The organism is Myxacorys chilensis, assembly GCF_059505265.1.
The window spans coordinates 36,923-53,165 of sequence record NZ_JCACKG010000124.1 but is presented as its reverse complement, the minus strand read 5'-3'; the positions used below and the strand labels follow the sequence as shown (position 1 = coordinate 53,165).

Below are 16,243 nucleotides of genomic sequence, written 5' to 3'. Positions count from 1 at the left end.
TCAAGCGTCTCCAATTGCGGTCAGAATATCGTTCAGATCAGTCTGGCTCCATTGACTCCACTGAAAATCTGAAAAATCAGAGGGGGTATAGTTGATCGTGTTTTCAGACGGGTTGTGCGCAATCAGCGATCGTAGAGCTTCGATAAATCTCTGTGCCAAGCCTTCGACTGTAGAATGTTGGTGTAAGGCTTCGCTATACGTCCAGTTGAAATGCAATTGTTCGCCTGAAACAAAACTGTTGATTTCAAGCAAATGGCTACGATGTCCTCTGGGGCTAAAGGCTAAGCCGCTAGACGCTTGAGATAATCGAAATAACCTTCCCTCTGATAACCCTTGATCAAACTGACCAAGATAGTTGAAACTAATGTCTGCGGTTGGTAAGGCTTGCAGTTGTTCAACAATTTGGCGATCGCGGCTGAGATAGTGCAGAATGCCATACCCAATACCGCGATTGGGAAGCGATCGGAGTTGTTCTTTCACGGCGTTGAGCGTCTGACTGAAAGTTGCTGTTTCTTCTAGATGCAAACAGACCGGAAACTGCGTGGTAAACCAACCGATCGTGCGGGATAAATCAACATCCGCAAAAATTTCTTCTCGTCCGTGTCCTTCTAAGTCTATTAGTAAAGTGGGCGAGCCTGTCCACGGCGCAACTGCCTGCACTAGAGCAGTCAGCAATACCTCATTGATTTGGGTGCGGTAGGTTTTAGGAATGTCGTGTAGCAACGTTTGAGTTTCTGCTGCACTAAGAGCAATCTCGAAGGTACGAGACGTGGCGATCGTGTTTGCTCCGCCAAGATAATCAACGGGGAGTTGAGCCGTTGGATGTTGTAGAGCAGTCAACCAATCGTCGAGTTCTGCTGCCACTGATGGCGCATATTGGTTTAGGCGTTCTGCCCATTGTTTGTATGAGGTGGTTTTCGCAGGAAATTGAATAGACTCACCTCGCTGAAGCTGTTGGTATGCGGTCTCAAAATCCTCCAGCAAAATTCGCCACGAAACACTATCGATCGCTAAATGATGGATCACAATCAACAATCGATCGGGTCGGTTCTCGCCTAAATTGAAGAATGCAACTCGCAACAAGGGTTCTTCAGAAAAGTTCAAACTTGCCTGTAGTTCTGTCGCCGTTGTTTCTAGTGTAGAAAGTTGTCGATCAAGTGGCAGTGTTGACAGGTCAATATAGCTGAACGGAATAACATCATCTGGCTCAACATTGCGCTGCTGCCAGCCCAAGGCATCACGGGTAAACCGCGAACGTAAAGCGTCATGGTGCACTAGTAAGTGTTGCACTACACGTTTTACCAACGAGGGGTCTAACGTTTCATGCACTTCCAACAATACTGCTTGATTCCAGTGGTGCGGTTCTGCAAAGTCTTGCTCAAAGAACCATTGTTGAATCGGTGTAAGAGGAACTCGTCCGGTCACTACACCTTGTTCAGCCTGAATTAGTTGATTTGCGTGAACAACGGCTGCTAATTCCGCGATCGTTTGATGCTGGAAAAGTTGTTTAGGCGTGATGTGTAGTCCTACTTGATTCGCTTTGGCAATGATTTGAATACTGAGAATTGAATCTCCACCCAATTCAAAAAAGTTCTCATGAATATCAACTTGCTCAAGCCCTAGTACTTCAGACCAAATTCTCACAAGCTGCTGTTCAGCCTGGGTTAAGGGAGCAAAAGTGGTGGGGACGGGGCGAGTTTGGTCTGGAAGGGGAAGCGATCGACGGTCAATCTTACCGTTGGCAGTCAAAGGCAGAGCATCCAACACAACAAACGTTGCAGGCACCATATATTCCGGCAATTTTTCTTTCAAAAAGTGTCGGAGTGCGTTGAGATCAAGCGTTTTGCTTGACTCTGACACTGACTCTGTCACCAGGTATGCAGCCAACCGTTTTTGCTCAGGATGATCTTCCCGCAGCAGTACCACGGCAGTCTGCACCATTGCGTGGCTATTGAGTGCCAGTTCAATTTCACCCAGTTCAATCCGAAAGCCGCGAATTTTGACTTGATCATCAATGCGTCCCAGGTACTCCAGGTTGCCGTCAGGGAGGTAGCGCACCCAGTCTCCTGTTTTGTAGAGCCGTGCTTCTGGGTCAGAGCTAAAGGGGTTGGCGATAAATTTTTCACGATCGAGATCTGGACGGTTGCGATAGCCCCTCGCAAGACCAACACCTCCAATGTGCAATTCACCCGGCACTCCCACGGGTACGAGTTGCAAGAACCGATCTAATACATAAGCCTGAGCATTCGGAATCGCTGAACCGATCAATAACGTTGAGTATGTATTCTCGTTGGACTCCCATTGGGTTGAAACGATCGTAGCTTCCGTTGGACCGTAAGTATTCAGAAGCCGTACAGAATGGTTTACATGCTTTTGCCAAAGGGCAAAGCGATCGCACTGCGCTTTTTCGCCTCCAATAATCACCAGACGAACAGAAGCTGGCAGCGCTAAGCGATCGCGCTCCAAACTAGTCGTTAGTTCATGCCAGTAGGCGGTTGGCAAATCTAATACAGTAATGTTCCAGTCCTGGCAGGCTTGCAGAAACTCAGCCATCGACCCTGATAGAGCGTCTGTTCGTAACACCAGAGTTGCACCACACGTCAGACAAGGAAAGATTTCTTCGGCACTGGTATCGAAGCTGAAAGAGGCAAATTGCAGAATGCGATCGTTATGTACCAGTTTCCAATTCTCTACCGCAACTTGAGTGTAATTGACGAGCGATCGATGCTCAATCATCACGCCCTTGGGCTGTCCTGTTGAACCTGATGTGTAGATGACATAGACCAAATGGTTTGGGGTTGAATGCCTAACCGGATTGGTTTTCAGCTCCTGAGCGATGCGTTGCCAATCTGTATCCAGACACAACACGGTAGCATGTGTAGCTGGGATGCGATCGCGCAGATGCTGTTGTGTGAGCAGTACCGGAACTTGGGCATCCGCTAGCATGAATGCTAAACGACTTGCAGGGTAAGCCGGGTCCAAAGGAACGTAAGCACCCCCTGCTTTCAGAACGCCGAGAATACCAACGATCATGTCGAGAGAACGATCGACGCAGATTCCCACTAAAACATCTGCACCCACCCCCAATGTTTGCAAATAGTGGGCAAGCTGATTGGCACGCTGGTTTAGTTCCTGGTAGCTGAGTTGTTGGTCTTGAAAGATAACAGCGATCGCGTCTGGTGTAAGTTCTACCTGAGCTTCAAATTGCTGATGAACACATTGCTCTAAGCAATAATCAACATGTGTTTGATTCCATTTCAGTAATTGTTGTTCTTCTGTTGCTGTTAGTAATGGCAGGGTGGATACAACTTGATTTGGATCTGCCACAATTTCGGTTAGCAGGGCTTGAAAATGCCCTAACATCCGAGTGATAGTGCTGGCATCAAACAAATCTGTGCTGTATTCAATTAATACCTGTAACCCATCTGCCGCTTCTGTCACATCCAGGCTCAGATCAAATTGAGTGGTGTCAGTTTCAATTGGCAGCACGCTGAGGGTGACACCCGGTAGTTTCAAATCTGGCATCAGCGCATTGCGGAATTGGAACATCACTTGAAACAGCGGATTATAGCTGAGGCTACGATCGGGTTGCAGTTCTTCCACCAACTTCTCAAACGGCAAATCCTGATGAGCATACGCTTCTAAAGTTATCTGTCGCACTCGTTCCAGCAAAGTGCGGAAGCTGGGATTGTCTGAAAGATCAGTCCGCAAAACTAACGTATTGATGAAAATACCAATTAACCCTTCAACTTCAGCCCGATTGCGGTTCGCGATCGTGGTTCCTACCACCAAATCAGCTTGATTGGTGTAGCGATACAACAAGATCTTGAATGCTGCCAACAGCGTCATGAACAGCGTCACATTCTCTTGATGGCTGAGATCTTTCAGCGCTTCACTCAATGACTTGGGTAGCAGCAAAGACTGAGTTGCGCCTCGAAATGTCTGTTCTGGGGGGCGAGGTCGATCGGCGGGAAGTTCTAAAAGCGGAGGCACATCCTGAAGCTTCTGTTTCCAGTAGGCAAGCTGCGTTTCTAGCATGTCTGTCTGTTGCTGCTGCCAAACTGCAAAGTCAGCATATTGGATAGGCAGGTCAGGCAGATTTGGAGGTTGTCCAATCGAGAACGCTTGATAGAACGCTGCTAATTCTCGAATCAGCACACCGATCGACCAATCATCCGCAACGATATGGTGCATTGTGAGGAGTAACACAGACTCCGTTGCACCCAGTTGCAGTAATGTCGTTCGCAGCAACGGACCACGCTCTAGATCAAACGGTTGTTGAGCTTCTTCGAGGGCGAGTTGCTGTACCTCTGCTTCTCGTGCAGCTACAGGCAATTCTGGCAAATCTATTAACGATAGAGGAATAGAAAACGCAGAATTAGCAGGGGTGTTTGTCTCCGATCGGCTTTTTGCGATCGCTTGAACAGGTTGCCCGTTTACTTGCTTAAACGTAGTTCGCAACGCTTCGTGGCGCTGAACAATGGCATTAAAACTCTGTTCCAGAACACCCACGTTCAGATGTCCTTGTAGGCGAACCGCTGCTGAGAGATTGTAGAACGGTTTTTCAGGTTCAAACTGATCTAAAAACCACAGTCGCTGTTGAGCAAAGGAGAGCGGAGCCGTATCACTGGCAGGTTGGGCAGGAATGCCTTGTGTAGGGGCTTTCATCCCTTGTTCACGCAGCAACACGTCCAATAGCGCCCGTTTTTGAGCAGAAAATTTGAAAGAACTCATAGATTACCCTCCTCAAACGCTAACTTGCAGGTGTGATCGCTTTTCTTCGAGCAAAGTTTCAACTTCGTGATCAGAAAGCTCTGCGATCGTTAACAACAATTGAGCGGTTTGCTTGACTTGCTTTGCTTGAACAGGATCTTTGAGTAAATCTGCTGCTTGCTCTGCGATCGTGGGTGAGTCAAACAAGCAGCGCAAGCCCAAGTTTACTTGCAGAGTGTCCCGAACGGCGGATACCACTTGGGTTGCTAGTAAAGAGTTGCCGCCTAAATCAAGAAAGAAATTATCGTGAATGCCAACCTGTTCAAGTTGCAACACGTCTGCCCAAATCCCTGCTAGCACCTTTTCTAGAGCAGTCTGAGGCGCAGCAAAATCTCTTTGAGATGAAATGCCATCGAGATTGGATAAGGGAAGTGCGGCGAGCGAACGACGATCAACTTTGCCGTTGGGTGTTAGAGGCAGTGCATCCAACATCAAGAATGCAGCAGGCACCATATATTCTGGCAGTTTTTGGAGCAGAAATTGACGCAGTTCTTCTACGGTGGGAGTCGCTTCTGATGCTGTGACAACGTAAGCCGCTAGAATCTGACGGTTAGGCTGTTCACCCACTGCCATCACAACGCTCGATCGCACCAGTGGATGATGATTGAGAACTGCTTCGATTTCTCCTGCCTCAATTCGTTGTCCGCGAATCTTGAGTCGGAAGTCGTCTCTACCTAGAAACTCAATGTTGCCATCGGGTAGATAGCGCCCTAAATCCCCGGTGCGATACAATCGCACACCTGTTACGGGATGTTGAATAAAACTCTCCTGCGTCTTTTCAGAATTGCGCCAGTAGCCTTGTGCTAAACCTACCCCCGCACAGTACATTTCACCGGGAACCCAGACAGGGCATTCTTCCAAGGCTTGATTCAAAATGTAGTACTGGGTATTGGCGATCGGTTTGCCGTAGGGGATACTTTTCCAGCTAGGGTCAACGGTTTCAACCGGATACCAAATGTTCCATAAAGTCGTCTCGGTCGGTCCTCCGACGCTAACGACTTGCGCTTCTGGAACCAACGCTTTAAGACGATCGGGCAACGTTACAGAAATCCAGTCGCCGCCTAAAAATGCCCACTGCAAACTCCCAGGAAGTACGTCGGAACGTTCGGCAGCATACTCTAACAGCATCTCCATCATGGCAGGAACCGAGTTCCAAATCGTTACCTGTTCGCACCTCATTAACTCTGCCCAATGCGCGGGATCGCGTCGAAGCGCTGCATTCGGGATCACTAGGGTTCCGCCTGCGGCTAACGCGCCGAAGATGTCGTAGACTGACATATCGTGATGCAGCGCTGTTAGTGCCAACACGCGATCGCGACTGCCAATCTGGAAATGCTGATTCGTCTGAACGATCGTATTCACCACACCTCGGTGAGCAATCATCACACCTTTAGGCAATCCTGTTGAGCCAGAGGTGTAAATTACATAGGCGAGATCATCGAGTTGCTGTACGGGTTCAAGTAGCGTTACTGGTTCCTTGTTCAATACATTGGTATCGACGCAAATGGATTGGGCGATTGTTAATTCTTGTAATCGCTCACACAACCACGATTGGGTTAATACAACCGCTACTTCAGCATTCTCTAAAACATACTGAAGCCGTTCTAGCGGCAATTCTGGATCAATCGGTAAATAGGCAGCTCCAGCATTGAGAATACCCATCACTGCAACAATTTGCTCCCAGCCTTTATCCATGACAATCGCCACAAGCTGATTCGGGTGTACTCCTAATTGGCGCAACCGATGTCCTACCTGATTCGATCGCTGGAATAATTCCTCGTAGGTGAGAGTGCAATCAGACGCAATCACAGCAACCTGTTGAGGCCGTTGAACAACTTGATCGGCAAACAGCGTATGCAAGAGCTTGTCTGGAATCGAAGTTTGGTTGGTACGAATTGCATTCTGTTGTACTTGCTGAACTGAAGGCAATAATTGTCGGTTAGTTTCCTGCCATGTTGTCTCTTCGGTTGCGAGCCGTTGTAGTAAGCCACAGTAGGCAGCAAACATATCATCTAACATGCCCGCTGGGAAGAGTTCTTCTACAGCATCCCAGTTCAAATACAGTGCGCCTTCTGCCTCACTAAACTGGCTATCAATCCAAACTTGGGGAGTTTGTCCGAGGATATAAATAATGTCTCCCAGTTCTTGAATCAGGGTCGCGATCGAGGAATTGGTTTCTCCAGGTGTATTTTGTGGATAAGTTGTGAACACGATCGGCATGGGAATTCCCGTCGTCTTACCATGAGCTTGCGCCAGTTCCCGCAGCACTCGCACACCACTAACATAGGGATGCTCTAAATCTTGCCAAAGTTGGGCCTGCAAGCGTTGTGCCCTAACCTCAAAAGAAGCAGGATAAGTGTGATCAACCTCTAGCAGCGTAAACGAGGCAAATTCACCAATCAAGTCATTCACCTGCGGGTGGAGTGGCAGTCGGTTAAAGCGCGGTACGTTGAGCGTAAAGCGTGGACTCTTACTCCAAGTCGCAAGAACTTCAGCGTAGACCGCTAACAAAACGCCTGTGGGAGACAGTCCGGATCGACCCGATCGAGCCTTTAACCGTTGCCAAAGTTCAGGAGCTAAAGTAGCGCTCCAACGCTTGAAGCGGGGTTGCGTGAGCGAACTCGGAGCCTTCGCTAGAGGTAGCTCCGGTGCAGGAGGTAACGTTGCTAGACGATCGCGCCAATACTGCAAAGATTGCTCGTAAATTGGGGAGTTTTGCAGATCCAGCACTGCCAAAACATAGTCCCGAAAAGAAACTTCTAGGGGCATCAATGCGGCATCTGGATTTCGGTAAAGCTGCATCAAATCCCGGAACAGAATTTGATAGCTCCAGCCATCTAAACAAATGGCATCCATGCTGATGTGCAGACGAATTCGACGATCGCTCAATCGAGACGCTCGCAGATCAAATAAAGGAAAACGATCGAGCGGTAAGACTTGATGCGACAATTCCTCTCGAATGGCTTGCAATTGCGACTCTACCTGTCCCGGTTCTTGTCCCCGCAAATCCAATACTGGAATTTCATAGGTCGGCACCTGCTGCAAAATTTGCTGGTGTCCATCTGGTGTCACGATCGCTCGCAGCATATCGTGACGTTCTACTAATCGCTGCCATGCTAGATTAAACCGTTCTAGGTCTAGCTCGTCGCTTTCAATCTCGACATAACCGTGAATCGCGACATTCCCCATTTCAAAAATGCTCGTTCTGCCTAGCCAATAAGCTTGCTGCATTTCATTCAAGGGGAACGGCTGGTAGCGTTGGCTCAGATCGGGCGCGATCGTAGGTAGGCTATTTAGGGGTTGGAGTTCCAGCAATTTTGTCTGAGCAATGGTATTTGCTAGGCTAGCGATCGTCGGAGTTTGGAATAGACAGCGCAACGGCAGTTCCACGTGCAGCGTGTCTCGTATTTTGGCAATCAGTTGGGTTGCCAGCAGCGAGTGCCCTCCTAACTCGAAGAAATTGTCATGAATTCCAACCTGTTGCAGCCCTAGCACCTTCGCCCAAATCTCAGCTAACTGTTGCTCTGTGGCAGTGCGAGGCGCAACAAAAGAGGTCTCTCGTTCTAGCTTGTCTGGTGCAGGTAAGGCACAACGATCTACTTTGCCATTTGAAGTGAGAGGCAACGCTTCTAAACATACAAAGTGCGATGGAATCATGTATTCCGGCAGTTTTGCCGACAAGAAAGAACGGAAGTCGGCAGTTGTAGGTGAGAATGCCTGATGCGGCACCACATGCGCAACCAAACTCTGGTTGTTATGTTCGTCTTCTCGAACCACCACAACGCTCGTTTGCACTGCTGGATGTTGGCTGAGTACCGTCTCAATCTCACCCAACTCAATGCGGAATCCTCGCAGTTTTACCTGAGTGTCTAAACGACCTAAAAACTCAATGTTGCCATCCGATCGATACCGCGCCAAATCTCCAGTTTTGTGGAGTATTGGACTATCATGCTCTCTCTGAAACGGATTAGGAATAAATCGCTCAGCCGTCAGCTCTGGACGATTGAAATAACCACGGGCTAGTCCATCACCGCCGATGTAAAGTTCTCCAGGAACGCCGATCGGGACGGGCTGTAGTTGAGCATCTAGGAGATAAACTTGCGTATTAGCGATCGGGCGTCCGATCGCCACAGTTGCTTCCACTTGGTCAGGTACGATCGAATAGCAGCAGGTGAATGTCGTATTTTCAGTAGGTCCATACCCATTAATTAGACGCAATTCTGGCACAGCTTGCAGCAACTTTTGCACATGAGAAACTGATAAAACGTCACCCCCGGCTAACAGTTGCCGTAATGGTTTCAAGTCCTCTAGCTGCTCATCGACCATTTGATGAAACAGCCCTACCGTCAGCCACAAAGTCGTAATTTGGTGCTGCCGAATTGCTTGACCCAACTCTTGCAGTGAAGGAACGCCAGGAGGCATCAGCACTAATCGCGCTCCGTTGAGCAAACTGCCCCAAATCTCAAACGTTGAAGCATCAAACGCGATCGATGCTAGCTGAAGAAAAACTTCTTCGGCAGTTAGGTTTGCGTAATGGTTGTTTTGAACTAATCGCACGACTCCCCGATGAATGATGCTGACCCCTTTGGGTTGCCCAGTAGAACCGGACGTATACATCACGTACGCCAAGTTATTAGGTGTCGCTGAGGATGTAGGATTTTGATCCGTCTCTTCAATAATTTCCCAATCCGTATCTAAGCAGAGCAATTTTGCTTGAGTTTCGGGCAATTGGTCTAACAACGGCGATCGCGTCAGCACAACGGGCACTTGTGTATCGTTTAGCATGAATGCCAAACGCGCTTGAGGATAGCTTGGATCAATCGGTACATAAGCTCCTCCAGCTTTGAGGATGCCGAGGATACCAATAATCATTTCAGGAGAGCGATCGATGCAAACCCCAACCGGAACTTCTGGTTTGACCCCCAGCTTTTGCAGATAATGGGCAAGCTGATTTGCTCGTCGGTTTAATTCTTGATAGGTTAATTGCTGCTCTGCACATACGATCGCAACTGCATCAGGTGTTTGTACAACCTGTGCCTCAAATCGCCGATGAATACATTGATCATGAGGATAGTCTGTCTGAGTTTTGTTCCACTCAACTAACAGTTGGTGCCGTTCATCAGAGGTCAATACGGGTAGATCAGACAGCCGTTGATCAGGATTGGCGGCAATGCCTTCTAATAGGGTTTGGAAATGCTCGATGAAACGCGCGATCGTGGTTGCTTGAAATAAATCAGCGTTATATTCCAGCGTGCCGACGAGTCCCTCAGCCGTTTCCTCTACAAATAACGTCAAATCAAATCTTGCAACTTCTGTATCGACCTCCTTCAGACTCAGCGTCAGATCGGATAGCGACAGAGCTTGAGTTAAAGCATTTTGCAGAACAAAAGAGACCTGAAACAAGGGTGAATAACTTAAGTCGCGCTCTGGTTGTACTTCCTCTACCAGCTTCTCAAACGGCAAATCCTGATGTGCGTATGCTTCTAACGCAACTTGTCGAACTCGGCTCAATAACTCTCTGAAAGAAGGATTGCTTGCCAGATCAGTCCGCAGCACCAATGTATTTACAAAGAACCCAATCAAGCCTTCTAGCTCAGCCCGATTCCGATTCGCGATCGGTGTTCCAACTAAAATATCTTCCTGCCCAGTGTAGCGATGCAGCAACGTCTTGAATGCGGCTAACACTGTCATGAACAATGTCGTGTCTTCCTGTTGACTCAGTTTGAGCAGTGCTTGGTGCAACGGCTGAGACAGAACAAACGCTCGTCTTGCCCCGTGAAATGTTTGCATCGGTGGGCGGGGAAAATCGGTTGGCAAATTGAGAACAGGTAAACTACCCGAAAGCTGCTGTTTCCAATACGTGAGTTGAGCGTCTAAAATCTCCCCCTGCAACCACTGACGCTGCCAGGTTGCAAAGTCGGCGTATTGAATTGGTAAAGCGGGAAGAGGTGAGGGGGTTTGATCGAGAAACGTTTGGTAAAAAGATGCGAGTTCTTGGAGGAAAACATCAGTTGACCAACCATCAAAAATGATGTGGTGAGCGCACAGTAATAGGACATGCTCATGCTTACTCAAGGACACCAGTTGACCACGTAACAAAGAACCCTGCTGAAGGTCAAACGACGATCGCGCCTGCTCTAACGACAATCGACGGACTTCAGATTCTTGTTCTGTGGATGAAACGTTGCTCAGATCAATGATGGGTAGATCAACACGAGCAGCCGAAATGATCTGAATTGGCTGACCATCCACAATGTCGAATCGCGTGCGTAAGATTTCGTGCCGTTCAACTAGCGCATTCAAGCTTTGATGGAGGGCTGCAATATTAAGATGTCCCACCAATCGAACTGTCGCTGCAAGGTTATAGAACGGATTGCCTGGTTCTAACTGATCCAGAAACCATAGTCGCTCCTGCGCAAAAGATAGCGGTAGGGTGCGATCGCGCGCGACTGGCGTTAGGGGCAGAACGGGTGCGGCAGTTTCAAGCTGCGCGAGAATCTGCTGTGCTAATTGAGTAATGCTTGCACCACTAAAGAAACAGGTCATCCCAATCTCAATTCCCAAATCCGTCTCAATCTGATTTTTGAGTTCAACGATCTTGAGAGAATCTAATCCCCAAGCCGCTAGCGATTGGTGAAGGTCAGGAGAAGCCGCTTTTAAGACACGGGTAACTTGGTGCTGAAGATACGCTTCTAACTGGGTTCGGCGGGCTTCTGAAGACGTTGCCAGTAGAGTTTCACGGTTGAGATGACGATCGTCACTATCAGTCTCGGTTACTTCTAGAATGCTGCTCCCCAACACTTGTAGCTTGCCTACAAGAAACTCCGATCGACACGCACGACGCTGAATTTTACCACTGGAAGTTTTCGGGATGGTTCCTGGCTTGATCAGCACAACGCCGTAGGCTTGTACCTCATACGCTTCTGCGATCGCTTGACGAATGGCCGCTGTCACCTCTGCTACATCTGGTTTTTGGCGAAATTCGACCTCTTGCACCACGACCAATTGTTCTTCAGTGCCAACTTCAACAGCAAACGCCGCACTACTGCTTGCTCTCAAAGCAGAATGACTTTGTTCTGCTACAAGTTCAAGGTCTTGTGGATAAAGGTTACGTCCCCGAATGATGATTAAATCTTTGGCTCGTCCGGTAACAAATAGTTCCCCTTGATACAAGAAGCCTAAATCACCAGTCCGTAAAAAGGGACCCTCGTGGGCATCAGATAAATAGGCTTGAAACGTGCTAACTGTCTCCTCAAACCGATTCCAGTAGCCTCGACCTATACTCGGACCTGATACCCAAATTTCTCCAATCTCATGCTCAGCACAAAGAGTCCCACTTTCAGGATGAGCAATCGCAATTTGCTGTTCAGGAACAGCCTGACCACTACCTACTAACACACACGAAGCTGTCTGATTTTCAGATACAGTATCTACAATCCGGTTTTGCTCTAATGCAACTGCGTCTACAGTCTTACTAACAGGTCGATCGGCTTTGCAACTGCCTGACACCATTAAGCTAGCTTCAGCTAACCCATAGCAGGGATAGAAGGCTTCAGGTCGAAACCCACATTCAGCAAAGGTATCTGCAAATCGCTGTAACGTAGACTGCCGAATCGGTTCAGCCCCATTGAATGCGACACTCCAACTGCTTAAATCCAGGGTTTTCCGTTGTTCGGGCGTGATCTTCTCAATGCAAAACTCATAGGCAAAATTAGGACCTCCGCTGGTTGTTCCTCCGAAGCGGGAGATTGCTTGCAGCCAGCGATAAGGACGTTGAAGAAACGAGGCAGGCGACATCAATGTACAAGGAAACCCACCATAGAGCGGCTGTAAAACTCCGCCAATTAATCCCATATCGTGGTAGACCGGTAACCAAGAAACAAACTGGCTCGCGTCGGAGTGCTCCATGCAGTGGTAGGTGATGGCAGCATTGTGCAACAAGTTGCCATGACTTAACATCACTCCCTTGGGCGTTCCCGTTGACCCAGAGGTGTATTGCAGAAATGCCAAACTATCTGCCGCGATCGCGGGAGCCTGCCAATCTTCAGCAAGGCGATCATCCAAAGTGTCGGTTGCCAGCCATTGGAGGTTGTTTAATTCTGTTTTGTCTGCAAGCAGGAATTGAGTTCTGTCTTGGATAGTGCTGGTTGTTAGCGCGATCGCAGCGTTAGCGTCTGCAACAACTGCCCGAATTCTAGGAGTGTTGCGCTGATTGTGTGGAGGATACGCTGGAACCGCAATCACGCCAGCATACAGACAGCCAAAGAAAGCAGTAATGTAATCTAATCCTGGTGGATAGAGCAGTAACGCTCGTTCGCCCCGCAAATTGAATGCTTGCAGTTGCGCTGCAATAGCTCGACTGCGCCGATCCAATTCTTGGTAAGTGAGGCTAGCAGTCTCTGTCTCTCCATCACCTAGAAAGCGATACGCTGTTTGGTCGGGCTGATGCATCGCTCTGTGACGCACAAGGTCAACCAATGTACAGCGATCGAGAGGTTGTTTGAGAAAATGATGATGAGGGGCGAACATTGAAGTCTTCCTGCTTGATGAACCCAGAACTTTAGAAGCAGCCAATCTGGCTATCGGTAAGAAATAGTTGCCAAATCTGATATCAACTTTGAAGCAGTTTGCTCGTGCATATAGTAGCGATCGCGCGCGCTGCTACATCAGAAGGTCAGCCCTACTCGCTATGAGGGCATTTGCTTTGAAGCGTTTCTGCTTAAACTTAATGACTAAACCATGCAGTCAACTAGTTGTACTGGCTACTAATCTCCACATAATTGCTCACCAGCATTAGAGCAGAGTTGCACTGTGATGACATTGCAAAAGTAGTGACTAACCAAAAATACAACAAATGCCAGTTATTCTCAACAAGGGTTAAGAGATTTGCTAAATTTACTGGTAATTAATAGAGAATAGTTATCAATACACAAATGGGTTGAGTTGAACTAACAGAGCAATGCATTTCAGGTTGTTCTACCCGCAAAGACCTATCAATTAAGAGCGGTAGACAGAAATTTCAAAAACATTCGACTCACTAGACGAGGATGATCAGCAAAACTTCAACAAGAGCAACCCACGCATATCAATCTTGATAAGCTTGACAATAACAGTATTTATCCCGCCTAATAATGATTGGAATTCTCATTTGAGTTTGTCAGTGATTCAATCAATGACTAAAAAATTTGTTATCTAGATTCCTGTTGTAACGCGCACGAGCAGCAGCAAGGTGGCACTCGTTCCGAGCCAATGACTCACGGGGTTTAAATCTGTTGTGTTATTGATTTGCAAAAAATTGGTTTTCCTGTTGTGTGTAGCATTTGAGTTCACCATTTGAGCTACGTTTATGTCATTTATGCGATTTAAGCCGCCTCATCTTCGGAGTCGCCTACTCTCAAGTTGCCTAGCTGTACTCGATTCTGTATTCGTCCCGATCTCTGATCTCAACAAACAGGCGATCGGGCAGACCGAACTACTGTGGGATACCTATGGCGTTCCCCACATCTATGCGCAAAATTCAAAGGGTTTATTTCATGCCTTTGGTTGGGCACAGATGCACAGTCATGGCAATTTGCTGCTGCGTCTTTATGGTCAAGCGAGAGGACGAGCAGCAGAATATTGGGGAGAGGACTACTTAGAATCAGATCAGTGGGTGCGAATGATGGATGTTTCAGCCCGCGCACGTCAATGGTATGCGGCACAGACTCCCAGATTTCGTCGCTATCTTGATGCTTTCGCCGATGGAATGAACGCCTATGCTCGACAGCATCCTGAATCGATCGATGATACATTTAAAGTCGTGCTGCCAGTCACCGCAGTAGATGTTTTGGCACACACTCAGCGGGTGCTCAATTTCACGTTTATAGTGAATCCTGAAAAAGTTGCAGGAATTATCGAGCAAGAGGAAGTCGTTAGCGAGCATGTACCTGGCTCTAATGGCTGGGCGATCGCGCCATCTCATTCCAAAAGCGGCAACGCTATGCTGCTAGCAAATCCACACTTATACTGGTCTGACTTGTTTCTCTGGTACGAAGCTCAACTCACTGCTCCTGGAATTGATGCCTACGGAGCCGCCTTAGTCGGTACACCCGTTTTAGAGATTGCCTTTAACAATTCTCTGGGGTGGACTCACACCGTCAATACTCACCATGGTTGGACTGCTTATGAACTAGAACTAGCCGAAGGTGGTTATCGCTGGAATGGTAAAATTTGCGACTTTAAAGCCAAGCAGCAAACTCTAAAAATTAAACAAAGCGATGGAACCATTCAGGAAAAATCTTTTCCAGTCCAACACTCGATTCATGGCCCAGTGATACATACACCAGATGGTCGCGCGATCGCAATTCGAGTCGTTGGACTGGATCAACCAAGAGCCTTAGAGCAATGGTGGAAGATGGCACGCGCCAATAACCTATCTCAGTTTGAGGCTGCCTTGAAACGACTGCAAATTCCCATGTTTACGGTCCTATATGCCGATTGTGCCGGACATATTATGCATCTGTTTAACGGTCGAGTTCCGATTCGTCCTCATGGAGATTTTAAATTCTGGAAAGAGTTGATTCCTGGTAATACCTCCGCAACACTGTGGACTAAAACTCACCCCTACCGCGACCTGCCTAAAGTGGTTGATCCCGCTAGTGGGTGGGTGCAAAACGCGAACGATCCACCCTGGACAACCACATTTCCTGCACCACTCAAGCCCACGGATTATCCGCCTTATATCGCTCCTAACGGCTCAATGAATTTTCGAGCGCAACGTTCAGCCCGAATGCTGCAAGAAAATGCCAATCTTTCATTTGAGGATGTCATTGAGTTGAAGTACTCCACTCGCTCAGAACTAGCAGACCGTTTGCTGGATGATCTGATTCTGCTAGCACAGCAACAAGAGGATGAATTAACTCGTCGAGCGGCCGAGGTGTTAGCCAACTGGGATCGACATACAGAGCCAGAAAGCCGAGGCGCAGTCCTGTTTGCGGCTTGGGTACAAGAGCTTGACTTGTCCAATTTTTTTGCAACATCTTGGCATCTAGATTCACCACTTAGCACACCCAATGGCATTGCTGATCCTGAAACCGCGATCGCTGCCTTGACAGCCGCTGCTCAGAAAATTGAGGCAGACTATGGTTCTCTCGATGTCCCGTGGGGCAAGGTCTTTCGGATTCAACATGCAGGTAAAGATTTGCCCGCAGATGGTGCAGAAGATCCCCTAGGAATCTTTCGCAATCTCTGGTTTGTACCCACTGGAGATGGACAATTTACGAACATTGGTGGCGACTCATTCATTGCAGTCGTGGAGTTTTCTAACCCAGTGAAAGCCAAGGTACTGAACACCTATGGCAACTTGACTCAGCCTAATTCGCCGCATCAAACCGATCAGTTACCATTTGCGATTCAAAAACAGTTACGTCCCGTTTGGCGATCGCGACAAGACATCGAAGCTCATCTCGTATCCCGCCAGGTATTTTGAGGG

General features: G+C 48.1%; 3 protein-coding genes. 1 reads left to right on the top strand and 2 read right to left on the bottom strand.

Annotated elements, in window-relative coordinates:
- Positions 1–4,734, bottom strand: coding sequence for an amino acid adenylation domain-containing protein (locus tag AC5JLB_RS09120; protein WP_495873515.1), 4,734 nt, complete (start codon positions 4,732–4,734; stop codon positions 1–3).
- Positions 4,735–4,746: 12 nt separating this feature from the next.
- Positions 4,747–13,302, bottom strand: coding sequence for an amino acid adenylation domain-containing protein (locus AC5JLB_RS09115; protein ID WP_495873514.1), 8,556 nt, complete (start codon positions 13,300–13,302; stop codon positions 4,747–4,749).
- 817 nt (positions 13,303–14,119) lie between these two features.
- Here AC5JLB_RS09115 and AC5JLB_RS09110 point away from each other — a divergent pair.
- Positions 14,120–16,240 (top strand): acylase, encoded by a 2,121-nt coding sequence (locus tag AC5JLB_RS09110; protein WP_495873513.1) that lies wholly within the window; start codon positions 14,120–14,122, stop codon positions 16,238–16,240.
- The last annotated feature ends 3 nt before the right edge of the window (positions 16,241–16,243 follow it).